Source organism: Mycolicibacterium novocastrense (assembly GCF_001499835.1).
GTDB lineage: Bacteria > Actinomycetota > Actinomycetes > Mycobacteriales > Mycobacteriaceae > Mycobacterium > Mycobacterium novocastrense.
In genome coordinates this window covers 65,278-89,850 of record NZ_LQIH01000064.1, presented here as the reverse complement: position 1 = coordinate 89,850, position 24,573 = coordinate 65,278, and the positions used below count along the sequence as shown (strand labels likewise).

Below are 24,573 nucleotides of genomic sequence, written 5' to 3'. Positions count from 1 at the left end.
GGCGGCGATGACGGTTCTGGACCAGATGCCCGCGGACAACCTTTCGAGCCGCATCGTCGACGGTCCTGCCGGTTTCTCCGGGGTCGACGGTGACGAGGAGTGGGCCGCCGAAGTTCGTCGCCTTGCCGATCTGCGGGGCGCCACGCTTCTGGCGCACAACTACCAGTTGCCCGCCATCCAGGACGTCGCCGATCACGTCGGTGACTCGCTGGCGCTGTCGCGAATCGCCGCCGACGTGCCCGAGGACACGATCGTGTTCTGCGGCGTGCACTTCATGGCTGAGACGGCCAAGATCCTGTCCCCGGACAAGACGGTGCTCATCCCGGACCAGCGAGCCGGTTGTTCGCTGGCCGACTCCATCACCGCCGACGAACTGCGCGCGTGGAAGGCCGAGCACCCCGGCGCGGTCGTGGTGTCCTACGTCAACACCACCGCGGCGGTGAAGGCCGAGACCGACATCTGCTGCACGTCATCGAACGCGGTCGAGGTGGTGGCCTCGATTCCCGAGGACCGCGAGGTGCTGTTCTGCCCGGACCAATTCCTCGGTGCGCACGTCCGGCGCGTCACGGGCCGCAAGAACCTGCACGTGTGGGCGGGCGAATGCCACGTGCACGCCGGGATCAACGGCGACGAGCTCGCCGACCAAGCCCGCTCCCACCCGGATGCCGAGCTGTTCGTTCACCCCGAATGCGGTTGTGCGACATCGGCTTTGTACCTCGCCGGTGAGGGCGCCGTTCCCGAGGACCGGGTCAAGATCCTGTCGACGGGCGGCATGCTGGACGCCGCGCGCGAGACCGGCGCGCGGCAGGTGTTGGTCGCCACCGAGGTCGGGATGCTGCACCAGTTGCGCCGTGCCGCACCGGATGTCGACTTCATGGCCGTCAACGACCGCGCGTCCTGCCGGTTCATGAAGATGATCACCCCCGCCGCGCTGCTGCGTTGCCTGGTCGAGGGCAAGGACGAAGTGCACGTCGATCCCGAGACCGCGCGGCTGGCGCGGGCCAGCGTGCAGCGCATGATCGCGATCGGCCAGCCCGGCGGCGGAGAATGACGCGCCCGGCGGGTTGCGGTGCCGGCAGGTGGGCCGGCCATTGGCAGCAGCGCGCCGACGTCGTGGTGATCGGGACCGGAGTGGCGGGCCTGGTGGCGGCCCTGGCCGCACACCGTCGTGGCCGAAAAGTCATGGTGCTCAGCAAGGCCCCCAAACTGGTGGGGACCACCGCGACGTTCTACGCCCAGGGTGGGATCGCCGTCGTGCTGCCCGACGCTCTGCGCGAGGACGGCGATTCGAACGAGGCGCACATCGCCGACACGCTCGCGGCGGGCGCGGGCCTGTGCGATCCGGACGCCGTGCGCTCGATCGTGACCGACGGCTACCGCGCGGTCGCCGAACTAGTCGAGCACGGTGCGCAGTTCGACGAGTCGACACCCGGCACATGGTCGCTGACCCGCGAAGGTGGGCATTCGCGACGCCGGATCATCCACGCCGGCGGCGACGCGACCGGCGCCGAGGTACAGCGAACCCTCAATGGCGCCGCGGCCACGCTGGACATCCGCCCCGACCATGTCGCGGTCGAGATCCTGCATGACGCAGGCGCGGTCACCGGGGTGCTGGTGCTCAACGACGACGGGTTCGGCGTGGTGCACGCGCCGTCGGTGATTCTCGCGACCGGGGGACTGGGCCACCTCTACTCGGCGACCACCAACCCCGATGGGTCGACGGCAGACGGTGTCGCGCTGGCGATGTGGGCCGGAGTTGAGGTCAGCGACATCGAGTTCATCCAGTTCCACCCCACCATGCTCTTCGACGGCCACAACGGCGGTAGGCGCCCGCTGATCACCGAGGCCGTTCGCGGCGAGGGTGCGATACTCGTTGACTCGCAAGGTCGTTCGGTCACCGACGGGGTTCACCCGATGGGCGATCTGGCGCCGCGCGATGTGGTTGCCGCGGCGATCCACGCCCGCATCGAGCAGACCGGCGCGCCCTGCGTGTTTCTCGACGCCCGGCGAATCGACAACTTCGAGGATCGATTCCCGACGGTGACCGCGGCATGCCGAGCGGCCGGAATCGATCCCACGCTGGAGGCCATCCCCGTGCTACCCGGCGCGCACTACAGCTGCGGCGGCGTGGTCACCGATGCGTACGGGCGCACCGAGCTGGCCGGCCTGTTCGCCGCGGGTGAGGTCGCGCGTACGGGCATGCACGGTGCGAACAGGCTGGCGTCGAACAGCCTACTCGAGGGTCTCGTGGTGGGGGACAGGGCCGGAAATGCCGCCGCCGCACACGCTTTGGCCGCCGGATCGGTGACGGCACGGCCGCCGGAGCCGGTGGTGCGGCGCGCGCTGCCCCGTGCCGATCTGCAGCGGGCGATGACCAAGAACGCCGGGGTGGTTCGCGACGCAGACGGTCTGCGGATTCTGGCCAAGGAACTCGACACCGCGCCGCCCCGCGTGATCGACTCGCGCGCCGATTTCGAGGACGCCGCGCTGACCACCGCTGCGGCGGCGGTCGCCGCGGCGGCGTTGACCCGCACCGAATCTCGGGGCTGCCATCATCGCCGGGACTTCCCCGACGTCGACCCGCTACAGGCGCGCGTCCTGGTACCGGCGGAAGTGTGTTGCTGATGGAGTTCACCGCCGACGAGCTCACCGAGGCTCGCAGCGTCATCGCCCGTGCGCTCGAAGAAGACCTGCGGTACGGACCCGATGTCACCACGCTGGCGACAGTGCCCGCCGATGCGAGGACGACGGCGTCGATGGTGGTGCGCGAGGCCGGCGTGATCGCCGGTGTGGACATCGCGCTGCTTGCCTTCGACGAGGTGATCGGTCCCGACAACTACCTGGTCAAGCATCGTGTCGAGGACGGTGCCCGGCTCGAACCCGGTGGCGTTGTGCTCACCGTCGAGGCGCCCACGCAGGGGCTGCTGACCGCCGAGCGCACCACGCTGAACCTGGTCTGTCACCTCTCGGGCATCGCGACCGCGACAGCAGCGTGGGTCGAAGCGGTCGCCGGGAGTGCGGCGAAGATCCGCGACACCCGTAAGACGCTGCCGGGCTTGCGCGCATTGCAGAAATACGCGGTGCGCGTCGGCGGCGGGGTCAACCATCGCATGGGGCTGGGTGATGCGGCGCTGATCAAGGACAACCACGTCGCGGCAGCCGGGTCGGTGGTGGCGGCCCTGCGCGCGGTGCGCGCGTCGGCGCCGGATATCGAATGTGAGGTCGAGGTCGACTCACTCGAGCAGCTCGACGAAGTGCTGGCGGAGAACGTCGAGCTCGTGCTGCTCGACAACTTTCCCGTGTGGCAGACGCAGATCGCGGTGCAGCGCCGCGACTCTCGGTCACCTGCGACCAAGCTGGAATCCTCTGGCGGGCTGTCGCTGCAAAGCGCGTCGGAATATGCGGGAACGGGCGTCGACTATCTCGCGGTGGGTGCGCTCACGCACTCGGTGCGGGTGCTCGATATCGGGCTCGATATCTGATTCGGCCGATAGCATCGGTCGCGTGGATGAGGATTCGTCGCGACGCCTCGGATTGTTGGTCGTCGTCAGCCTGGCCGTAGCCGTCGTCGCTTTGGCGCTCGCGGGATGGACGCTGTACAGGACCAGTCCGTCGGACCCAGAATACGATTCGGCTCAGATCGCCGACGCCAAGACCAAGATCTGCACCGCCGCCGACGTCGTCCGGAAAGGCATCACGCTCAACACGAACTTGCAGCCGGAAGGCGGTCCGCAGGACATCACCGGGGCGCAGGCGGTGGCCGCCAATGCGCGGATCTCCTTGTACGACGGGGGTCAGTACCTGCTGGAGCGGCTCGATCCGGCGACCCCGGTGGTGCTCGCGGAGAAAGTCGAACAATTCGCGAACAATCTGATGGACATCGGCGCCAACGCTACGGCTGGAGTGGCCAATGACGATCCGGCGCAAGCGAAACGGTTGAGCGACGCCGACGCGGAAAACAAGAGCATCACCGAGCTCTGCAAGTAGCTCACCGGCTCAGCAGCGTCCGAGCCGCGGCCTTCGCAGAGTCCAGGGCGGCGGTGTCACCCGCGGTTCGGGCGAGTATCAACGCACCCTCGATGAGCGCTATCAGAGCCAGCGCGGTCTGCTCGGCGTCGTCCTGCGCCCACCCGTCGGCATGCAGCCGGTCCGCGATGGCCCGGCGCCAGCCTGCGAACGCTGTCGCCGATGCTTGCCGCACCAGTGCGCTGGCGTCGACCGACTCGGTGGCGATCGGCTCGATGGGGCAGCCGTCGCGCGGGTCGGAGGTCAGTCCCGAGGCCATCAGGTCGAGCCAGCCGTCGATGAGGTCGGGTACGGGTGCCTCGGTGGCCAGCAGATCCCGCAGTCGGTGTTCGATGTCGGCGCCGACACGCGCAACCACGGCGGCCGCCAACTGCTGCTTGCCCTCGGGGAAGTGGTGGTACAGCGAGCCCGCCTTGACATCGGCGAGCTCGAGGATCTGGTTTACGCCGGTCGCCGCGTAGCCCTGCCTGCGGAAGAGCAGTGCCGCGGTGTCGATCAGAGCGGTGCGGCTGCGGTCCGGGCGGGGCATGTCTTGACTTTACTAGAAAGATCGCTCAAGAATAGTTGAGCGATCACTAAAGAAGGGCGTGACCATGCAACAGCTGATGCTCGAAGACGCCGGTAAGTACGCCTGGCGTGAGGCACCCGACCCGCAACTCGCCGGTCCTGGCCAGGCACTCGTCAGACCAATTGCGGTGGCGTGCTGTGACCTCGATGTTGCGGTGGCGCAGGGTCGGCTGCCGATGCCGCCCGGTCATGCGGTTGGGCATGAGGGGGTGGCCGAGGTGGTCGCGATCGGTGACGACGTTCGCAGTGTCGGGGTTGGCGATCGGGTCGTCGTGCCGTTCCAGATCAGCTGCGGTGAGTGCAGCGCGTGTTTGCGCGGTGTGACCGGGTCGTGTGCGTCCGTGCCGCTGATGGCGACGTACGGAATGGCGCCGCTGTCTGGTCTCGACGGCGGCGGTTTCATGGCCGACCTGGTGCTGGTGCCGCATGCCGACGCGATGCTCGTGCCGTTACCCGAGGGCGCGGATCCCGTCGCCGTCGCCTCGATGTCGGACAACATCCCCGACGGTTGGCGCGGCGTCGGGCCGTATCGCGACGAGCTTGCGTCGCTACCGGTGGCGGATCAACGGGTGCTGGTCGTGGGACGGCTGTCGATCGGCCTGTACGCGGCGGCGACGGCGGTCGCGGCGGGCGTGCACGTGGACTACGTCGACACCGATCCGCACCGGCTTGCGGTGGCCGAGAAGCTGGGCGCGGTCGTGCACGACCGCGAGAAGCCCGACAAGACCGCCGAACCGTATCCGGTGACGGTGCACACGTCGGCGGACCCGGCGCTGTTGGCGGCGACGCTGCGGGCGACCTGGCCGGATGGTGTGTGCACCGACACCGGCATCTACTACCAGGGCGCGGTGGAGATGCCGCTGCTGTCGATGTACACGCGCGGCGTGCGTTTCGTCACGGGGCGGGTCAACGCCCGCGCGGTGCTACCGGAGGTATTGGAACTGCTTGTCGGACAGGATCTTTCGGCCGCTATTGAACATGTGGTGCCGTGGGACGAGGCGCCGGAGGTGTGGCCGAGAATGACGGGGAAGACGGTGTTCAGCCGGCTGTAGCTCAGGCGATGTCGGCGACGAAGACGCCCATCTTCTTGGCCTGGAGGCGGGCCATGAAAGGTAGGCCTTGCGCGTCGCCGCCGGCGGGCACGATGCGCGGGTTGACGATGTGGACCGTGCGCGAGCCGAAAAGCACGTCGGCCTCGTCGGCGGCGAGCACGTTCTTCACCCAGTCGGTCTTGCCGTGGCCCAATGCGACCGCGAGGGTGTTGCCCTTGCGGAACGGGGTGATGACGGTTTCGTAGGTCTTGCCGGACTTGCGGCCGCGGTGCCGGATTTTCGCGAGACCGGGGATGAACCGCGAGACCCGCTTGACCATCGGGTTCATGTACTTGATCTGCAGGCGCTCGAACGCGGGCGGATACACCATCGGCACGCCCGGCGCGTTGTTGGGGTGATCCTTGGCGGACATGTTTTGGGACATTACGTGACGATGCCCGCCCCCAGATAGGGGACGGGCATCGCCATTTGTGATGCGGCGTCAGCCGTTTCGTTACTACGGGGTGCTGTCGGTGCCCCGCTGGCCGTCATCGCCGTCGTTGCCGCCGAATCCACCCGAACCGGCTTGGCCGCCGTTGCCGGGCGTCCCGGGGCCGGTACCGGCGGAGTTGCCACCGTTGCCGCCGTCGCCACCGTTAGAGACGATGGCCCCGCCGTTGCCGCCGTTGCCGCCGGTCCCGCCAGTGGCTGCTCCGCCGGCCTGGTTGGCTACTCCGTTGCCGCCGGCGCCACCGTTGCGGCCATTGCCGAAGACAGGGCCGCCGTCGCCGCCCGTGCCTCCGCTGCCACCGACTGCTGTGCCCGTCTCGGTGGTCGCGGTGCCGCCTGCGCCGCCGTTGCGGCCGTTGCCGTAGATGACACCGCCGTTTCCGGCGCTGCCACCGTTGCCGCCAGTAGCGACGCCGTCGTCCGTGCTGGCTGTACCGCCGCTGCCGCCGGCACCGCCATCGCCGAAGAAGTCAGCGTCTCCGCCGGTGCCGCCGCTGCCGGACGTGGCGTTCCCAGTAGGGCCGTTGGCGGTCGCATCGCCACCGGTGCCGCCGGCGCCTCCGCCCGTGCCACCGCTGGCGCCATCGCCGCCGGCGCCACCGGTGGCGTTGCCGGTCAGGTTGGTGGCAAGAGTCGATGCGTTGCCGCCGTCGCCGCCGCCGCCGCCGACACCGACGTAGCCGCCGGTGCCGCCCTCACCACCGGCGCCACCTTGCGCGTCACCCAGGGCGACAGCGAGATCGTCACCGCCGTTACCGCCGCGACCGCCGTTGCCCCAGAATCCGGCGTTGCCGCCGTTGCCGCCATCCTGTGCCTCGGTGAGACCCAGGATGCCGGAGGGAGCTCCGTTACCGCCCCGGCCGCCGTTGCCGCCGAAGATGCCGGCGTTGCCGCCGTTACCGGCGCGTACGAGCGTGCCGTCGATGGCGTTGGGGCTGTAGCCGTCACCGCCGCTGCCGAAGAGGAACCCGCCGTCGAAGCCGTCGGGGTGCAGCGCATTGCCGTCGGCGCCGTTGCCGATCATGCCGAAGGTGAAGACCATCGTCAGCGGGTTGTCGAGGATCGGATCGAACAGCGCCAGCCCGACACCGGGGTCGAATGCGAGAGCTTGGCTGATATCGGCTCCGTCTCCGATATTCAAGCCGGTCGGCAGGAGATCGCAGACGATCGGGCAATCGTTGGCGGGCGCCGCTTGCGCCGTACCAATCGAGCCGACGCCGACGAACGCCGCGGTCATCGACCCGCCGAGAAGTGCGCCGCCGACCGCGCGGCGGGCGACCGTACCTCGGCATGAGGCTGCGCGGTGCCTGCCGGCAGCTGATTTCGTGGACATACATACCCCTTCTGTCGAACCTGGGTCGGGTGACCCAGTTACCCCAACGCCCCTGACATCCGTTCGCGAAGCCCGTGGCCAAGTGGCGAGACCTCGGATCCGCTGCCGTAGTCAGCTAATCGATGATGTCGATCACAGACATATTGACATCTCAGATCTGGTTTGCCTAGCAACTTCAGAAATTCTTGAGAAAAAAGCTGAATCAACCCCTCCGTAAATTCCGAGCCGGGCGGCTGAACCGCGAGGAATCTGCTTGCAGACGCAAGGGTTAGCTCTGGGGCGGCAGGCGAGCATCAGCAATTCTGATATTGATGGTCGCGTTGAATAGTTGGACCGGTAACCGCCTAAAACGCCCGGTAGGACAGCTCTAGGCCGGCCATCAGTTAACTCCTGGGGCCCGTCGGTTCGACTTCCGCGACCCACTGAGGTCGAGCGTCGCCGAAACGGTATATCCGTTTCGCGAAAGGCGTCCGGATAGCAAAAGCAAGGTCCAGTCCCCGGCGCCTCTAGCTAACTCCTATAGTTGGCTACTTGATTAGTCAATAACTACCGGAGCTACGCTCAGTAAATTGATCTTGTTTTCGCCACAGTCAAAGGCAACTGATTCCGTAGTTTGCTGCACGGATCGTCGACCGGCCGCTACGATCGCCGCATGTCTGAGACATCGCAAAGACCCCGGGGATCCATCGTTTCGGTATTGGCGCTGGTCGTGGCGCTGGTCGCGCTGGGCATCGCCATTTGGGCGGCGACGAAAGCGCCGTCGTCGCAGTCCGGGTCAGCCCAGCAGGGCTCCGTCTTCACCGGCGCGACCACCGATGACCCCAAGGCCAGCATCTGCGAGGCGTTCAACATCGTTCGTAACGGCGTCCAGCTCAACACCAACCTGAAGGCCCCCGGCGGACCGGCTGACGGCACCGGCACGCTGGCAGTGGCCGCCAACGCGCGCCTTTCCCTCTCGGAGGGCGGTCAATACCTCCTCGCCCGTCTACAGCCGGACACCCCGTCGGAGCTGGCGGATGCCGTGCGCAAGTTCGCGAACCAACTCATGGATATCGGTGCGCGTTCGATTGCAGGGACCGCGAACGCCGATCCCGACCAGGCGGCGCGACTCAAGGATGCCGACGAGTCCAGCGCATCGATTATCAATCTGTGCAAGTAGGTCCCCGGCCAGTTCTGGCCTGACCACAGGCGCTGCGGTTCGCCGCGGTGATATCGATTTGGCCTGTTCTGGGACAATGGCTGTGTGAGCCCACCGTCATCCCCGATCGCCCGCATCGACCTGCGGGGCGCGCAGCTCTCCGCCGCGCAACTGCGGTCCGCCCTGCCGCGCGGCGGCGTGGATGTGGACACGGTGGTGCCGAAGGTCCGCCCGATCGTCGACGCGGTCGCCGCGCGCGGAGCCGAGGCGGCGCTCGAATACGGTGACTCGTTCGACGGTGTGCGACCCGCGCAGGTGCGCGTACCTGCGGCTCGCTTACAGAGCGCCCTGACTGAGCTGCCCTCCGATGTCCGCGCCGCGCTCGAGGTGGCCATCGAACGCGCCCGTGCAGTCCACGCCGACCAGCGCCGTACCGATACGACCACGACGCTCGCCCCCGGGGCCACGGTCACCGAGCGCTGGGTACCGGTCGAGCGCGTCGGCCTGTACGTGCCCGGCGGCAACGCCGTCTACCCCTCCAGCGTCGTGATGAACGTCGTGCCTGCGCAGACCGCCGGCGTCGACTCGCTGGTGATCGCCAGCCCGCCGCAGGCGCAGTTCGACGGCCTCCCGCACCCGACGATCCTGGCCGCCGCCGCACTGCTCGGCGTCGACGAGGTGTGGGCGGTCGGCGGGGCGCAGTCCATCGCGCTGCTTGCCTACGGTGGTACGGACACCGACGGCGCGGGATTGGCACCCGTCGACATGATCACCGGCCCGGGCAACATCTACGTCACCGCGGCCAAGCGCATCTGCCGCTCTCAGGTGGGCATCGACGCCGAAGCCGGTCCGACCGAAATCGCGATCCTCGCCGACCACACCGCCGACCCCGTCCACGTCGCCGCCGATCTGATCAGCCAGGCCGAACACGACGAAATGGCCGCCAGCGTGCTGGTCACCCCGAGCGTCGAACTGGCCGACGCGACCGACCGTGAGCTGGCCAACCAGCTCCAAACGACGGTGCACCGCGAGCGGGTGACCGCCGCGCTGGGTGGAAAGCAGTCCGCCACCGTACTCGTCGACGATCTCGAGGCCGGCATCCGAACCGTGAACGCCTACGCGGCCGAGCACCTCGAGATCCAGACCTTGGATGCGCGCGAGGTAGCCGGTCGGATCCGTTCCGCGGGCGCGATTTTCGTCGGCCCGTATGCACCGGTCAGCTTGGGCGACTACTGCGCGGGATCCAACCACGTGCTGCCCACGGCGGGCTGTGCCCGTCACTCCAGCGGGCTGTCCGTGCAGACGTTCCTGCGTGGCATCCACGTCGTCGACTACGACGAGGCCGCGCTGAAAGATGTTTCCGGCTACGTGATCACGCTTGCTCACGCCGAAAACCTGCCCGCGCATGGCGAAGCGGTGCGGCGGAGGTTCGAAAGGTGACCGTCGGAAAGAAGGCCACGCTCGACGAGCTTCCGCTGCGGAATGATCTGCGCGGTAAATCACCCTACGGTGCACCGCAATTGGACGTGCCGGTGCGGTTGAACACCAATGAGAACCCCCATCCACCGACCAAAGCGCTGATCGACGACGTAACGGCGTCCGTCGCCGCGGTCGCGGGGGAGCTGCACCGGTACCCGGACCGCGATGCGGTGGCGCTGCGAACGGATCTGGCCGCTTACCTCTCGGCGCAAACCCGAACTCCACTCACTGTCGAAAACCTATGGGCAGCAAATGGTTCCAACGAAATCCTGCAGCAGCTCCTGCAAGCCTTCGGCGGGCCCGGGCGCAGCGCAATCGGCTTCGTGCCCTCGTACTCGATGCACCCGATCATCTCCGACGGCACGCAGACGCAGTGGCTGGTGGCCAACCGCGCCGATGACTTCAGCCTCGACATAGACGCGGCCGTGCGCGCGATCAAGGAACACAACCCCGACGTCGTCTTCATCGCGAGCCCGAACAACCCGTCGGGACAGAGCGTTCCGCTTGACGATCTCCGCCGCCTGCTCGACGCGATGAGCGCCGGCATGATGATCGTCGACGAAGCTTACGGCGAGTTCTCGTCGCAGCCCAGCGCGGTGCGCCTCATCGACGAGTATCCGACCCGCCTGGTGGTGACCCGCACGATGAGCAAGGCGTTCGCGTTCGCCGGCGGCCGACTCGGGTATCTGATCGCCGCACCCGCGGTGATCGACGCGATGCTGCTCGTCCGGCTGCCCTACCACCTGTCGTCAGTGACCCAGGCCGCCGCCCGCGCCGCACTGCGCCACGCCGACGACACGCTCGGCAGCGTCGCCACCCTCATCGCCGAACGCAACCGGGTCACACAAGCCTTGTCGGAGATGGGTTTTCGGGTGATCGGCAGCGACGCCAACTTCGTGCTGTTCGGCGAGTTCGCCGATGCCCCCGCCACCTGGCAGCGGTATCTGGACGCGGGCATCCTCGTCCGCGATGTGGGCATCCCCGGATATCTGCGCGCCACCACCGGCCTGGCCGAGGAGAACGACGCGCTGCTGGCCGCCAGCGCCCGCCTGGCCGCGACCGAACTATCCCCAGTAGGAGCACCGTGAACGAACCCCGTCGCGCGACCATCGAGCGCAAGACCAAAGAGTCCGACATCGTCGTCGAACTGAACCTCGACGGCACCGGGCAGGTGCACGTCGACACCGGTGTGCCGTTCTTCGACCACATGCTGACCGCGCTCGGCAGTCACGCGAGTTTCGACCTGACCGTGCGGGCCAAAGGCGACGTCGAGATCGAGGGCCACCACACCATCGAGGACACCGCGATCGTGCTGGGGCAGGCGCTCGGGCAGGCGCTCGGTGACAAGAAGGGCATCCGCCGCTTCGGTGACGCGTGGATCCCGATGGACGAGACGCTCGCGCACGCCGCGGTCGACGTGTCGGGCCGCGCGTACTGCGTGCACACCGGTGAACCGGATCACATGCTGCACTTCACGATCGCCGGCTCCTCGGCGCCGTACCACACCGTCGTCAACCGGCACGTGTTCGAGTCACTGGCGATGAACGCCCGCATCGCGCTGCACGTGCGCACGATCTACGGACGCGACCCCCACCACATCACCGAGGCGCAGTACAAGGCCGTCGCCCGCGCGCTGCGCCAAGCCGTCGAATACGACCCTCGGGTGACCGGTGTGCCGTCGACGAAAGGCACTCTGTGACAACCAAATTAGTCATCCTGGACTACGGTTCGGGCAACCTCCGCTCGGCTCAACGGGCATTGGAGCGCGTCGGTGCCGACGTCACGGTCACCGCCGACGCCGACGCCGCGCTGAACGCCGACGGGCTTGTGGTGCCCGGCGTCGGCGCCTTCGAGGCGTGCATGGCTGGACTGCGCAAGATCGACGGCCCCAAGCTCATCGCCGACCGGGTGGCGGCCGGCCGCCCCGTGCTCGGCGTCTGTGTCGGCATGCAGATTCTGTTCTCCCGGGGCGTGGAGTTCGGGGTCGAGACGACCGGCTGCGGCCAATGGCCCGGTGCCGTGGTGCGACTCGACGCGCCGGTGATCCCGCACATGGGCTGGAACGTGGTCGACGCCCCCGAGGGCAGCACCCTGTTCGCCGGAATGGAGGCGGACACCCGCTTTTATTTCGTGCACTCGTACGCCGCCCAGCAGTGGGAGGGCGATCCGGCCGCGAAACTGACATGGGCCACACACCATGTGCCGTTCCTCGCCGCCGTCGAGGACGGACCACTGTCGGCCACGCAGTTCCACCCGGAGAAGAGCGGCGATGCCGGTGCCGCATTACTCGCCAACTGGGTGAAGGCATTAGGTTGACCACCGATGAGCGCTCGCGCGAAGAGGAGACCACCACAGTGCCGGAACGACTGATTCTTCTTCCCGCCGTCGATGTGGTCGAGGGCCGGGCTGTGCGCCTGGTGCAGGGCCAGGCAGGCAGCGAGACCGAATACGGCTCTGCGCTGGAGGCCGCGCTGACGTGGCAACGCGACGGCGCGGAGTGGATCCACCTCGTCGACCTCGACGCCGCGTTCGGCCGGGGCAGCAACAGAGAACTGCTGGCCGAGGTGGTCGGCAAGCTCGACGTGGCGGTCGAGCTGTCCGGCGGCATCCGTGACGACCAGTCGCTGTCGGCGGCGCTCGCCACCGGCTGTGCACGGGTGAACCTCGGCACCGCAGCACTGGAGAACCCCCAGTGGTGCGCCAAGGTCGTCGCCGAACACGGCGAGAAGGTGGCCGTCGGCCTGGACGTGAAGATCGTCGACGGCGACCATCGCCTCCGCGGCCGCGGATGGGAGACCGACGGCGGAGACCTCTGGGAGGTCCTGGAACGGCTTGACGGAGAAGGCTGTTCGCGCTTCGTCGTCACCGACGTCACCAAGGACGGCACGCTCAACGGACCCAACCTCGAACTGCTCTCGAAGGTGACCGACCGAACCGACGCGCCGGTGATTGCGTCCGGCGGTGTGTCGAGCCTCGACGACCTGCGGGCGATCGCCACGCTGACCGATCGTGGAGTCGAAGGGGCGATCGTCGGAAAAGCGTTGTACGCCGGTCGATTCACCCTGCCTGAGGCACTGGCCGCGGTGGACAGGTAATGGCCCTGGACGCGGCCGACCTCGACGCCCTGGTCGCCGAGGCCGCGCAGATCCTCGACGACGCGGCGGTCCCGTTCGTCGACGGCCACCGCGCGGACTCAGCGGTGCAGAAGAAGGGCGACGACTTCGCCACCGAGGTGGACCTGGCCATCGAACGTCAGGTCGTCGAGGCATTGACCGCCAGAACCGGAATCGAGGTGCACGGCGAGGAATTCGGCGGCGCGGATCTCAAGTCGCCGCTGGTGTGGGTGCTCGATCCGATCGACGGCACCTTCAACTACGCCGCCGGTTCGCCGATGGCGGCGATCCTGCTGGGCCTGGTGCGTGATGGCGAGCCGGTGGCCGGACTGACCTGGGTGCCGTTCACCAAGGAGCGCTTCACCGCCGTGGTCGGAGGGCCTCTGCGCTACAACGGCGTCGAGTCGCCCACGCTGGACCGGGCAGCGCTGTCCGACTCGATGGTCGGGGTCAGCACATTCAGCGTCGATTCCCGCGGCAAGGTGCCGGGACGTTACCGGCTCGCCGTCATCGAGAGCCTCAGCCGCAAATGCTCACGCATGCGCATGCACGGGGCCACCGGTATCGACCTGGCCTATACGGCGGCCGCAATCCTCGGCGGCGCAATCAGTTTCGGTGGTCACGTGTGGGATCACGCCGCGGGTGTGGCGTTGATCCGCGCCGCGGGTGGTGTCGTGACCGACCTCGCGGGCAACGAGTGGACGGTGGATTGCCCTTCGGCCCTCGCCGGCGCTCCCGGCGTGCACGACGAATTGCTCGATCTGCTTCGCTCGGTCGGCGATCCCAAGGACTTTTGATGGACGGCAAGGATCTGGCCGTGCGGGTCATCCCGTGCCTGGATGTCGACGCCGGCCGGGTGGTCAAGGGCGTCAACTTCGCAAATCTGCGTGACGCAGGCGATCCCGTCGAACTGGCCGCGGCCTACGACGCCGAGGGCGCCGACGAACTGACGTTCCTCGACGTGACGGCGTCTTCCTCGGGGCGGGCCACCATGCTCGAAGTGGTGAAACGCACCGCCGAGCAGGTGTTCATCCCGTTGACGGTCGGCGGCGGGGTGCGCTCGGTCGCCGACGTGGACGTGCTGCTGCGGGCGGGGGCGGACAAGGTCGCGGTCAACACCGCGGCGATCGCCCGTCCCGAACTCCTCGCCGAATTGTCGCGGCAGTTCGGATCGCAGTGCATCGTGTTGTCGGTCGATGCCCGCACGGTGCCGCAGGATCAGGAGCCGACGCCCTCGGGGTGGGAGGTCACCACCCACGGCGGGCGTCGGGGGACCGGCTTCGACGCTGTCGAATGGGCAACGCGGGGCGCCGAACTCGGTGTGGGCGAGATCCTGCTGAACTCGATGGACTTCGACGGCACCAAGGCCGGTTTCGATCTGCCGATGATCGAGGCGGTTCGCGGTGCCGTGAACGTGCCGGTGATCGCCAGCGGCGGTGCGGGGGCACCCGAGCATTTCGCACCGGCCATCGCCTCAGGGGCCGATGCGGTGCTGGCGGCCAGCGTGTTCCATTTCCGAGAGCTCACCATCGCGCAGGTGAAAGCGGCGATGGCGGCCGAAGGGATAACCGTTCGATGACGCTCGACGCAGACATCGCGTCGCGACTCAAACGCGACGCCAACGGGTTGATCACCGCCGTCGTACAGGAGCGCGGCACCGGGCAGGTTCTGATGGTGGCGTGGATGGACGATCTCGCGCTGGCCCGCACGCTGGAAACCCGCCGCGCGACCTACTATTCGCGGTCGCGCCAACAGCATTGGATCAAGGGCGAAACGTCGGGCAACACCCAATACGTCCACTCGGTGCGGCTCGACTGCGACGGCGACACGGTGCTGCTGGAGGTCGATCAGGTCGGCGGCGCCTGTCACACGGGCGATCACAGTTGCTTCGATGCGGACCTGTTGATGGGGCCCGCGTGACAGAAGCAGATCGTGCCGTCGCCGTCGAGCTAGAGGGATCAGGCATCGAGCCGCCCGTCGACCCGCGTGTCCGCCGGGCGTTCTGGTGGCTGGAGCGCTTCGCGCCCGGCATCGGGTCGCGGTGGGCAGTCGAACTGTGGTGCACCCCGCCGGTCATGGAGTCGAACCTGCGCATGCCCCCCGGCGTCAAGCCAGGCGAGCCGATCGAAGCGCGCTGGAATGGTCACCGAGTCGTGGGTGAATCGTGGGGCGAGGGGCCCCCGGTGTATCTGGTGCACGGCTGGGGCGGGCGGCGCCCGCATCTGGGCACGTTCGTCAAACCGCTCATCGAATCCGGTCACCGGGTGATCGCGTTCGACTTGCCGAGCCACAACGAGTCCGATGCGGGCGCACTCAAGCCCGGGCGCACGACGGCCATCGAATGCGCACACGCGGTCGGGGCCATGATCCGCGAACATGGGCCGGCCCGCGCGGTCGTCGCCCACTCTCTCGGCGCGAACGCAACGACATTCGCGATCGCCTATGGCGCGAAAGTCGAGCGGCTGGTGTACCTCGCGCCGATGGGCGAATTCCCGCTCTACCTAGACTATTTCGCCAGACGCCACGGCTTCGGCCCCCGTATCCGCGCCGGACTGCAACGTGGCCTCGAACGCCGCATCGAGATGCCGCTGTACGAAACCAACATGACCGTCGTCGGCGCCCGCACCGGTTACCCGCCGCTGCTGCTCATCCATGATCCGGATGACCCGGACACGCCCTATGAGACCAGCCAGCGCGTCGTCGCGTCTTGGCCGGGCGCGCGGTTGATGACCACCAAGGGCCTCGGCCGGCTGGCGCATTACCGGATTCTTCGGCATCGCCCGGCGATCCGCGCGGGCGTCGAGTTCATCGGTCCCGCAACACCCTAGGCGCAGGCGACGAACACCCCACGGCCGACTAAGCCGACTGGCGCTGACGCAGCACCTCGAGAGCCTTGTCGGCGTGGCTGTCCATGCTGATCTCCGATGCGATCACAGCCAGGATCGTGCGGTCGGTGTCGATCACGAAGGTGGTCCTCTTGACCGGCATGAACTTGCCGAGCAGGCCGCGCGTCACGCCGAATTGCGTTGCGACGGCACCGTCGGCGTCAGACAGCAGCGGATAGTCGAAGCGCTCCTTGTCGGCAAACTTCGCCTGCTTGTCGACCGCGTCGGTGCTGATTCCGACACGACTGGCACCGACCGCGGTGAACTCCGCGGCGAGATCGCGGAAGTGGCAGGCCTCCTTGGTGCACCCCGGCGTCATCGCAGCGGGATAGAAGAACAGCACGATCGGGCCGTCCGCGAGCAACTCACTGAGGCTGCGCATCGTGCCCGTCTGGTCCGGCAATTCGAACTCGGCAACTCGGTCACCCTTTTTCATGGAGGTCACGCTACGCCGCGAAGTGATCGAGCCACCGTCCCGCGCGATCATCCAGGCCGACGTTTGGGCTGGTGTCGGGCAGTCGGATCGACCATTGCGTCGGTTTCGAGCGCCGACGCACGACGCGGATCCGCGCCGGCTCACGCCCTCGTCGTCGTCCGCACTGGGGCGCGTCTGGGACACTTGACCCGTGCAGACCACGGCCGACCTCGCGACCACCACCTCGCGGGAGGACTTCCGCGCGTTGGCCGCCGAGCATCGCGTGGTGCCGGTGACCCGCAAGGTCCTCGCCGACAGCGAGACCCCGCTGTCGGCGTACCGCAAACTGGCCGCTAATCGACCCGGGACGTTCCTGCTGGAATCGGCGGAAAACGGCCGTTCGTGGTCGCGCTGGTCGTTCATCGGCGCCGGTGCACCGTCGGCGCTCACCGTCCGTGACGGTGAGGCCGTGTGGTTGGGCGCGACGCCGCAGGACGCGCCGCAGGGCGGCGACCCGCTGCAGGCGCTGCGCGCGACGCTGGAACTGCTCAAGACCGAGCCGCTGCCGGGCCTGCCGCCGCTGTCGAGCGGGCTCGTCGGGTTCTTCGCCTACGACATGGTCCGGCGCCTGGAGAAGCTTCCCTCGCTCGCCGTCGACGATCTCGGCCTTCCGGACATGCTGCTGCTGTTGGCCACCGACATCGCGGCGGTCGACCACCATGAGGGCACGATCACGCTGATCGCCAACGCGGTCAACTGGAACGGCACCGACGAGCGGGTGGACTGGGCCTACGACGACGCGGTCGCCCGCCTCGACGTGATGACCGCCGCGCTCGGTGAGCACCTGCCGTCGGCGGTCGCGACATTCAGCCGACCCGAGCCGTTGCACCGCGCTCAACGCACGCTCGAGGAGTACGAGGCCATCGTCGAGAAACTGGTGCGCGACATCGAGGCCGGCGAGGCGTTCCAGGTGGTGCCCTCGCAACGGTTCGAGATGGAGACCGACGCCGATCCGCTGGACGTGTACCGGATGCTGCGCGTGACCAACCCCAGCCCGTACATGTATCTGCTCAATGTGCCGAATGCCGCAGGCGGACCGGACTTCTCGATCGTCGGCTCCAGTCCGGAGGCACTGGTGACCGTCAAGGACGGACGCGCGACCACCCATCCGATCGCGGGTACGCGGTGGCGCGGCGAGACCGAGGAAGAGGATCTGCTGCTCGAAAAGGAGCTACAGGCCGACGAGAAGGAGCGCGCCGAGCATCTGATGCTCGTCGATCTGGGGCGCAATGATCTGGGCCGGGTCTGCCGGCCCGGCACCGTACGCGTCGAGGACTACAGCCACATCGAGCGCTACAGCCACGTCATGCACCTGGTGTCGACGGTGACGGGACTGCTGGCCGACGGCAAGACCGCACTGGACGCCGTGACCGCCTGTTTCCCGGCGGGCACGCTTTCCGGCGCCCCGAAGGTCCGGGCGATGGAGCTGATCGAGGAGGTCGAGAAGACGCGTCGCGGCCTGTACGGCGGTGTGCTGGGCTATCTCGACTTTGCGGGCAACGCCGACTTCGCGATCGCGATCCGCACCGCGTTGATGCGCGACGGCACCGCCTACGTGCAGGCGGGCGGTGGCGTCGTCGCAGATTCCAACGGGCCATACGAGTACACCGAGGCGGCCAACAAGGCTCGCGCGGTGCTCAACGCGATCGCCGCCGCCGAGACGCTGACCGAGCCATGATCAGGGTCGCCCAGCTCGGTCTCGTGCTCGCGGCGGCGGGGCTGTGGGTGGCGTCACGGATGACCTGGGTCGAGGTGACCTCGTTCGACGGCCTCGGGGAGCCGAAGACGGTCGCCCTGTCCGGAGGCACCTGGTCGACCGCTCTGATCCCGCTCGCGGTCCTGCTGCTGGCGGCGGCCGTCGCGGCCTTGGCGGTGCGTGGATGGCCGCTCCGGCTGCTGGCTCTGCTGGTCGCCGCTGCCAGCGCCGGAACCGCCTACCTGGCCATCAGCCTGTGGGTTGTCAAGGACGTGGCCGTCCGCGCCTCGCACATCGCGGAGGCGCCCGTGGCGGACCTGGTCGGCACGCAGCGGCACTACGTGGGTGCGGTGATCACCGTGGTCGCCGCGGCGGTGGCGCTGGCCTGCGCGGTGCTGTTGATGCGGTCTGCGGCAAGTGAGCGCTCCGGTGCGGCCCGGTATTCGCGACGCACCGTCGCACCGGCCGACGAACCCGCAGGCGAGATGTCCGAACGCGCGATCTGGGACGCCCTCGACGCCGGTTCCGATCCGACGCAGGATGCGACGAATCCGGACAACAAGGGTCGGTGATCGGCGGTGTTGTGGTGGCGGCTACCCTTCGTGGTTGAAGATCGTTCGGTGTTTCCGGGGGAAGGGAAGCGGCACTCATGAGTTCGGCGACGGTACTCGACTCGATCATCGAGGGAGTCCGAGCCGACGTCGCCGCCCGCGAAGCCGTCATCCCGCTCGCCGACATCAAAGCGAAGGCCAAGGACGCGCCGCCCCCGCTGGACGTGATGGCCGCACTGCGCGCACCGGGAATCGCGGTGATCGCCGAGGTGAAGCGTGCGAGCCCCTCCCGCGGCGAGCTGGCCCCCATCGGGGACCCCGCCGAACTCGCGAGCGCCTACGAAAGCGGTGGCGCGCGGATCATCAGCGTGCTCACCGAACAGCGTCGCTTCAACGGGTCGCTCGAGGATCTGGACGCGGTCCGCGCGGCTGTGTCAATCCCGGTGTTGCGCAAAGACTTCATCGTCCGGCCTTACCAGATCCACGAGGCCCGCGCCCACGGTGCGGACATGTTGTTGCTCATCGTGGCGGCGTTGGAGCAGCCGGTGCTGGAGTCATTGCTGGAGCGCACCGAGTCGCTGGGTATGACGGCTCTGGTCGAGGTGCACACCGAGGAGGAGGCCGACCGCGCGCTGTCGGCCGGCGCCGCGGTAATCGGCGTGAACGCACGCGATCTCAAGACGTTGAAAGTGGACCGGGATTGCTTCGCGCGGATCGCCCCTGGGCTGCCGACCGACGTCATCCGCGTCGCGGAGTCGGGGGTTCGCGGGACCGCCGATCTGCTGGCGTACGCCGGTGCGGGCGCCGACGCGGTACTCGTCGGTGAGGGACTGGTCACCAGCGGTGACCCCCGCAGCGCCGTCGCCGATCTGGTCACCGCAGGCACGCACCCGTCGTGCCCGAAACCCGCGCGTTGAGAAGTGGCCGATCTCGCCGGGCCTGAGCTGCCCCGTTCCAGCGCGGCCGTAGCCGAACCCACCACCCACGACCCGGATGCGCGTGGCCATTTCGGCGTCTACGGCGGGCGATTCGTCGCCGAAGCGTTGATGGCCGTCATCGAGGAGGTCACCACGGCCTACGAGAAGGCACGTGGCGACCAGACCTTCCTCGACGAGTTGGATCGGCTGCAGCGGCACTACAGCGGACGGCCTTCGCCGTTGTACGAAGCCGAGCGGTTGTCCGAGCACGCGGGCGGCGCCCGGATCTTCCTGAAGCGAGAAGACCTCAACCACACCGGATCCCACAAGATCAACAATGTCCTCGGCCAGGCCCTGCTGGCCAGGCAGATGGGCAAGACCCGGGTGATCGCCGAGACCGGCGCGGGGCAGCACGGTGTTGCGACTGCGACAGCGTGCGCGCTGCTCGGCCTGGAGTGCGTCATCTACATGGGTGCCGTCGACACGGCACGACAGGCGTTGAACGTCGCGCGGATGCGTCTTCTGGGGGCGACGGTGGTGTCGGTCGAGGCGGGCTCGAAGACGTTGAAGGATGCGATCAACGAAGCGTTCCGCGACTGGGTCACCAACGCCGACAACACCTATTACTGCTTCGGTACGGCCGCCGGACCCCACCCGTTTCCCACGATGGTGCGCGACTTCCAGCGGGTGATCGGACTGGAGGCGCGCGCCCAGATCCAGGCGCAGGCCGGCCGGCTGCCCGATGCGGTGACGGCCTGTGTCGGCGGCGGGTCGAACGCGATCGGGATCTTCCACGCGTTCATCGACGATCCCAACGTGCGGCTGGTGGGCTATGAGGCCGCCGGCGACGGCGTCGAAACCGGGCGGCACGCAGCGACTTTCACCGGGGGATCACCTGGTGCGTTCCAAGGCTCCTTCTCGTACCTGCTGCAGGACGAGGACGGCCAGACCATCGAATCACATTCCATATCAGCGGGTTTGGACTATCCGGGGGTCGGGCCCGAGCACGCGTTCCTCAAGGACACCGGCCGTGCAGAGTATCGGCCCATCACCGACACCGAGGCGATGGACGCGTTCTCGTTGCTCTGTCGCACGGAGGGAATCATCCCCGCGATCGAGTCCGCGCACGGTCTTGCGGGTGCTTTGCAGTTGGGTCGGGAACTCGGACCCGGGGCGATCGTGTTGGTGAATCTGTCGGGTCGTGGGGACAAGGACGTCGAGACGGCGGCGAAATGGTTCGGCCTGCTGGACGGTGCGCCGTGAGCCGGCTGGCACCGCTGTTCGACACCTGCCGAAGCGAGGGACGCAGCGCCCTGATCGGCTATCTGCCGACCGGTTTTCCCGATGTGCCCGGGTCGATTTCGGCGATGACGACACTGGTCGAAAACGGTTGCGACCTCGTGGAGGTCGGCATCGCGTACTCCGATCCCGGCATGGACGGTCCGACGATCGCGGCGGCCACCGAGGCCGCGCTGCGCGGGGGAGTGCGAGTGCGGGACTCGCTGGCCGCGGTCGAGGCGATCACCAATGCCGGCGGTCGGGCCGTGGTGATGACGTACTGGAACGTCGTGCTGCGGTGGGGCATCGACGCATTCGCCCGCGATCTGGCGTCGGCCGGCGGCCTCGGGATGATCACCCCGGATCTAATCCCCGACGAAGCCGACGAATGGCTCGCCGCCTCGGAGACTCACGATTTGGACCGGATCTTCCTGGTCGCGCCATCGTCGACACCGGAACGGCTCACGATGACGGTGCAGGCTTCGCGCGGATTCGTCTACGCGGCTTCGACGATGGGCGTGACCGGTGCGCGCGATGCGGTGTCGACGGCCGCCCCTGAACTGGTTCGCCGGGTGAAGGCCGTCTCGGACATCCCTGTGGGCGTGGGCCTGGGGGTGCGGTCGGGAGCGCAGGCAGCCGAGATCGGTGCTTACGCCGACGGGGTGATCGTGGGGTCGGCGTTGGTGTCGGCGTTGCAGGACGGCGTCGACGCGGTCGGAGCATTGACGGCTGAGCTTGCGGATGGAGTCAGGCGAAGGGTTACTGCGTGACGACGACTGTCTTGGCCGCCATTCCCAGCCCGGCTCAGGGCGTCTGGCATCTCGGTCCCGTACCGATCCGGGCGTACGCGGTCTGCATCATCGTCGGCATCGTGGCGGCGCTGATCATCGGTGACCGGCGCTGGGAGGCACGCGGGGGAGAACGCGGAGTCATCTACGACATCGCCTTGTGGGCCGTGCCTTTCGGGTTGATCGGCGGCCGGCTCTACCACGTGGCGACCGACTGGTGGCGTTACTTCGGGGACAACGGCGCCGGGCTGGCCGGCGTGATCCGAATCTGGGACGGTGGTCTCGGGATCTGGGGGGCTGTCGCCTTCGGTGCCGTCGGCGCGTGGATCGCCTGCCGGCGCAGAGGAATTCCGCTGCCCGCGTTCGCGGACGCGGTCGCGCCGGGAGTCATTCTGGCGCAAGGGATCGGCCGCCTCGGCAACTACTTCAACCAGGAGCTGTGGGGCGCCGAAACGACGTTGCCCTGGGCGCTGAAGATCTATGAGCGCCGCGATTCAGCCGGCATGATCGACAATCTCAACGGAGTGTCGACCGGCGAAGTGGTTCACCTCGTCCATCCCACGTTCCTGTACGAACTGCTCTGGAACCTGCTGGTTTTCGCGGTTCTCATCTACGTCGACCGGCGTTTCAAATTCGGCCACGGCCGCCTGTTCGCGTTGTATGTTGCGGGCTATTGCGTGGGCCGGTTCTGGATCGAGCTGTTGAGGGTCGACGATGCGACGTTGATCGAAGGCGTCCGGATCAACTCCTTCACGGCGACGTTCGCGTTCATCGGTGCAGTCGTATACATCATGGTCGCGCCGAAGGGCCGCGAAGATCCGGCCTCCCTCAGGGGTAAGGCAGAGCCGGAACGGCCGACCGTCGAGGACCTCACCGAAGAGTTGGCCGCGGTGGCGTCGACGACAGGTGTGTTCGCCGCCGCCAAGGCCGCCGCCGACGAAGAGTCGGAGACGGTGAAAGCCGAATCGCTCACCGCGGACGTACCGGAGGGCGAGGAGATCCCGGTCGAGGACGTGTCGGCGGAGGAGCTCGGCGCGGACGTGGCAGGTGTGCCGGCGGACGACTTGGAAGAGGCCGAGGAGTTCGCAGCCGAGGGCGACGAGGGGTCGGCCAAAGAGTCCGAGCCCGAGATCGAGGCGGTCGCGGAGGCCGACGCCCTCGCTGACGAGGTGGACGAGGCGCCTGCCGAGGAGATTCTTGAGGCGGAGGAGTTCGCCGAGGCCGGACGGGGGTCCGACGCCGACGGTGTCGGTGCGGTCGAAGGTGAAGAAGCCAGCGACGCGTTGGCCGACGCAGCCGAGGCACACGAAGCTGCGGTCGAGGCTGAGGAAGCAGCCGAGGAGCTGGCGGACGAGGCGGCCGCGCAGACGGCTGCGACGCCACCAACGAAGGCACGACGCAGGCTGCGGTTCTGGCCGAAGCGCGGGCGAAAGGACGTCGTCGCCGCGGAGGAGCCCTTTGGAGGCGCGGACGTAAGCGGTGCGGCGGTCCCCGAGGCCGGTGAAGCGGCCGACGTCGGTGGCGTGGGTGCGGTCGAGGGCGAGGAGGCCAGCGACGCGCTCGCCGATGCCGCTGAGGTACACGAGGCTGCGGTGGAGGGCGAGGCTGCTGCCGAGGAGTTGGCCGACGAGGCTGGGGCAGAAGCTGATGAAGCCGATGAGGCCGAGGCGGACGAGGTAGAGGCGGTCGCGGAGGCCGAAGCCCTCGCTGACGAGGTGGACGAGGCGCCTGCCGAGGAGATTCTCGAGGCGGAGGAGTTCGCCGAGGCCGGGCAGGCGGCTGACGCGGACGGTGTCGGAGCGGTCGAGGGTGAAGAGGCCAGTGACGCGCTCGCGGATGCCGCTGAGGTACACGAGGCCGCGGTGGAGGGCGAGGCTGCAGCTGAGGAGTTGGCCGACGAGGCCGAGGCTCAAGCCGACGAGCCCGCTGAGGTGGCTGACTCCGGTGAGCCCACCGAGGGCGCCGTCGAGGGCGAGGCTGCTGCCGAGGAGTTGGCCGATGAAGCTGAAGCCGATGAGGTAGAGGCGGAGGCGGTCGCGGAGGCCGAAGCCCTAGCTGACGAGGTGGACGAGGCGCCTGCCGAGGAGATTCTTGAGGCGGAGGAGTTCGCCGAGACCGGGCAGCTGTCCGACGCGGACGGTGTCGGTGCGGTCGAAGGTGAAGAAGCCAGCGACGCGCTCGCGGATGCCGCTGAGGCGCATGAGGCCGCGGTCGAGGGCGAGGCTGCAGCCGTGGAATTGGCCGGTGAGGCCGAGGCTGAAGCCGACGAAGCCGGTGAGCCCACCGAGGCCGCGGTCGAGGCCGCCGAGGATGAGCTGGTAGCCGAAGAGCTGGCGCGAGCGGCCGAGGCGCAAGCCGAGGAGTCGATCGACCACGCATCGGCAGGTGCCGAGGCAGAGGGCAATGGCACGGCGGAAGGCCAGGAGGAGACTGAGTCCGGTGAGCCCGCCGACGTCGGTGGTGTGGGCACGGTCGAGAGCGAGGAGGCCAGCGACGCACTCGCCGACGCCGCTGAGGCACACGAGTCCGCCGTCGAGGGTGAGGCGACTGCCGCGGAGCTAGCCGACGAAGCGGAGGCCGAAGCCACGGAGCCGACCGACGCGCAAGCGACGGAAGATGCCGCGACAGCCGAAGAAACAACCGAAGAGTCCGCAGACAATGCCGAGAACTCGGACGGCGGGCGAGTGCGCAAGTGGCTGCGCCGCCGCCGGAGGGGCTAGACAATTTTCCGGGTTTTCCTCAGCGCATCGCTCGAAAACGTCTTCGTGTCATAGGGTCCGAGTAGT

Annotated in this window: 25 protein-coding genes; 21 read left to right on the top strand and 4 right to left on the bottom strand. The window is 68.1% G+C overall.

Features of this window, described 5'->3' with window-relative positions:
* Positions 1–7: 7 nt before the first annotated feature.
* The 4 genes from nadA to AU072_RS24850 are packed head-to-tail and all read left to right on the top strand — an operon-like array spanning position 8 to position 3,987.
* Positions 8–1,051, top strand: a complete 1,044-nt coding sequence (gene nadA, locus AU072_RS24865) for a quinolinate synthase NadA (protein ID WP_064416218.1) — start codon at positions 8–10, stop codon at positions 1,049–1,051.
* A complete protein-coding gene (locus tag AU072_RS24860; protein ID WP_064416217.1) occupies positions 1,048–2,625 on the top strand; it encodes an L-aspartate oxidase in 1,578 nt (525 codons plus the stop codon). Before nadA ends, AU072_RS24860 begins: the two co-directional genes overlap by 4 nt.
* Entirely contained in the window at positions 2,625–3,482 is an 858-nt protein-coding gene (nadC, locus tag AU072_RS24855; RefSeq protein ID WP_064416216.1) for a carboxylating nicotinate-nucleotide diphosphorylase, read from the top strand. Before AU072_RS24860 ends, nadC begins: the two co-directional genes overlap by 1 nt.
* A gap of 22 nt (positions 3,483–3,504) precedes the next feature.
* Complete coding sequence (locus AU072_RS24850) at positions 3,505–3,987, top strand: hypothetical protein (protein ID WP_235629959.1); 483 nt, start codon at positions 3,505–3,507, stop codon at positions 3,985–3,987.
* A 1-nt stretch (position 3,988) separates the two neighbouring features.
* Here AU072_RS24850 and AU072_RS24845 read toward each other — a convergent pair whose 3' ends face one another.
* Positions 3,989–4,555 carry a TetR/AcrR family transcriptional regulator gene (locus AU072_RS24845; RefSeq protein ID WP_064416215.1) on the bottom strand — a complete coding sequence of 189 codons (567 nt, stop codon included), beginning with the start codon at positions 4,553–4,555 and terminating at the stop codon, positions 3,989–3,991.
* A gap of 64 nt (positions 4,556–4,619) precedes the next feature.
* On the opposite strand from AU072_RS24845, the gene AU072_RS24840 reads away from it, so the two are divergent.
* Complete coding sequence (locus tag AU072_RS24840; RefSeq protein ID WP_064416317.1) at positions 4,620–5,645, top strand: zinc-dependent alcohol dehydrogenase; 1,026 nt, start codon at positions 4,620–4,622, stop codon at positions 5,643–5,645.
* A 1-nt stretch (position 5,646) separates the two neighbouring features.
* Here AU072_RS24840 and AU072_RS24835 read toward each other — a convergent pair whose 3' ends face one another.
* Together AU072_RS24835 and AU072_RS28830 are read right to left on the bottom strand one after the other, a co-directional pair.
* A complete protein-coding gene (locus AU072_RS24835; protein ID WP_064416214.1) occupies positions 5,647–6,057 on the bottom strand; it encodes a nitroreductase family deazaflavin-dependent oxidoreductase in 411 nt (136 codons plus the stop codon).
* An 84-nt stretch (positions 6,058–6,141) separates the two neighbouring features.
* The gene (locus AU072_RS28830) at positions 6,142–7,467 is read right to left on the bottom strand and encodes a PGRS repeat-containing protein (RefSeq protein WP_064416213.1); all 1,326 of its coding nucleotides are present in this window, start codon (positions 7,465–7,467) and stop codon (positions 6,142–6,144) included.
* 652 nt (positions 7,468–8,119) lie between these two features.
* On the opposite strand from AU072_RS28830, the gene AU072_RS24825 reads away from it, so the two are divergent.
* The 10 genes from AU072_RS24825 (at position 8,120) to AU072_RS24780 (ending at position 16,025) form a co-directional block, all read left to right on the top strand.
* Entirely contained in the window at positions 8,120–8,626 is a 507-nt protein-coding gene (locus AU072_RS24825) for a hypothetical protein (protein ID WP_064416316.1), read from the top strand.
* Positions 8,627–8,710: 84 nt separating this feature from the next.
* Complete coding sequence (gene hisD / locus AU072_RS24820; RefSeq protein WP_082681012.1) at positions 8,711–10,045, top strand: histidinol dehydrogenase; 1,335 nt, start codon at positions 8,711–8,713, stop codon at positions 10,043–10,045.
* Positions 10,042–11,172, top strand: coding sequence for a histidinol-phosphate transaminase (locus tag AU072_RS24815; protein ID WP_064416212.1), 1,131 nt, complete (start codon positions 10,042–10,044; stop codon positions 11,170–11,172). Before hisD ends, AU072_RS24815 begins: the two co-directional genes overlap by 4 nt.
* Positions 11,169–11,783, top strand: coding sequence for an imidazoleglycerol-phosphate dehydratase HisB (gene hisB, locus AU072_RS24810; protein ID WP_064395562.1), 615 nt, complete (start codon positions 11,169–11,171; stop codon positions 11,781–11,783). The genes AU072_RS24815 and hisB overlap by 4 nt, the downstream gene beginning before the upstream one ends.
* Positions 11,780–12,400, top strand: a complete 621-nt coding sequence (gene hisH, locus AU072_RS24805; RefSeq protein WP_064416211.1) for an imidazole glycerol phosphate synthase subunit HisH — start codon at positions 11,780–11,782, stop codon at positions 12,398–12,400. The genes hisB and hisH overlap by 4 nt, the downstream gene beginning before the upstream one ends.
* On the top strand, positions 12,397–13,179 hold the full coding sequence (priA, locus tag AU072_RS24800; protein WP_407937626.1) for a bifunctional 1-(5-phosphoribosyl)-5-((5-phosphoribosylamino)methylideneamino)imidazole-4-carboxamide isomerase/phosphoribosylanthranilate isomerase PriA: 783 nt from the start codon (positions 12,397–12,399) through the stop codon (positions 13,177–13,179). The genes hisH and priA overlap by 4 nt, the downstream gene beginning before the upstream one ends.
* Positions 13,179–13,994, top strand: coding sequence for an inositol monophosphatase family protein (locus tag AU072_RS24795; protein WP_064416210.1), 816 nt, complete (start codon positions 13,179–13,181; stop codon positions 13,992–13,994). Before priA ends, AU072_RS24795 begins: the two co-directional genes overlap by 1 nt.
* Positions 13,994–14,776, top strand: coding sequence for an imidazole glycerol phosphate synthase subunit HisF (gene hisF, locus AU072_RS24790; protein ID WP_064416209.1), 783 nt, complete (start codon positions 13,994–13,996; stop codon positions 14,774–14,776). Before AU072_RS24795 ends, hisF begins: the two co-directional genes overlap by 1 nt.
* Positions 14,773–15,117 (top strand): phosphoribosyl-AMP cyclohydrolase, encoded by a 345-nt coding sequence (hisI, locus tag AU072_RS24785; RefSeq protein WP_064406212.1) that lies wholly within the window; start codon positions 14,773–14,775, stop codon positions 15,115–15,117. Before hisF ends, hisI begins: the two co-directional genes overlap by 4 nt.
* On the top strand, positions 15,114–16,025 hold the full coding sequence (locus AU072_RS24780; RefSeq protein WP_064416208.1) for an alpha/beta fold hydrolase: 912 nt from the start codon (positions 15,114–15,116) through the stop codon (positions 16,023–16,025). Before hisI ends, AU072_RS24780 begins: the two co-directional genes overlap by 4 nt.
* A gap of 28 nt (positions 16,026–16,053) precedes the next feature.
* On the opposite strand, the gene AU072_RS24775 is transcribed toward AU072_RS24780, so the two are convergent.
* A complete protein-coding gene (locus AU072_RS24775; protein ID WP_064416207.1) occupies positions 16,054–16,518 on the bottom strand; it encodes a peroxiredoxin in 465 nt (154 codons plus the stop codon).
* Positions 16,519–16,708: 190 nt separating this feature from the next.
* Here AU072_RS24775 and AU072_RS24765 point away from each other — a divergent pair, with 190 nt between their 5' ends.
* The 6 genes from AU072_RS24765 (at position 16,709) to lgt (ending at position 24,507) form a co-directional block, all read left to right on the top strand.
* Positions 16,709–18,235, top strand: a complete 1,527-nt coding sequence (locus tag AU072_RS24765) for an anthranilate synthase component I (RefSeq protein WP_064416205.1) — start codon at positions 16,709–16,711, stop codon at positions 18,233–18,235.
* Entirely contained in the window at positions 18,232–18,825 is a 594-nt protein-coding gene (locus tag AU072_RS24760) for a TIGR02234 family membrane protein (protein ID WP_064416204.1), read from the top strand. Before AU072_RS24765 ends, AU072_RS24760 begins: the two co-directional genes overlap by 4 nt.
* A gap of 77 nt (positions 18,826–18,902) precedes the next feature.
* A complete protein-coding gene (trpC, locus tag AU072_RS24755; RefSeq protein WP_064416203.1) occupies positions 18,903–19,721 on the top strand; it encodes an indole-3-glycerol phosphate synthase TrpC in 819 nt (272 codons plus the stop codon).
* Positions 19,722–19,724: 3 nt separating this feature from the next.
* Positions 19,725–20,984 carry a tryptophan synthase subunit beta gene (gene trpB, locus AU072_RS24750; protein WP_064416202.1) on the top strand — a complete coding sequence of 420 codons (1,260 nt, stop codon included), beginning with the start codon at positions 19,725–19,727 and terminating at the stop codon, positions 20,982–20,984.
* Positions 20,981–21,769: a tryptophan synthase subunit alpha gene (gene trpA / locus AU072_RS24745; protein ID WP_064416201.1), complete on the top strand. Its 789-nt coding sequence runs from the start codon at positions 20,981–20,983 to the stop codon at positions 21,767–21,769. Before trpB ends, trpA begins: the two co-directional genes overlap by 4 nt.
* A complete protein-coding gene (gene lgt, locus AU072_RS28735; RefSeq protein ID WP_082697461.1) occupies positions 21,766–24,507 on the top strand; it encodes a prolipoprotein diacylglyceryl transferase in 2,742 nt (913 codons plus the stop codon). The genes trpA and lgt overlap by 4 nt, the downstream gene beginning before the upstream one ends.
* Positions 24,508–24,573: the final 66 nt, after the last annotated feature.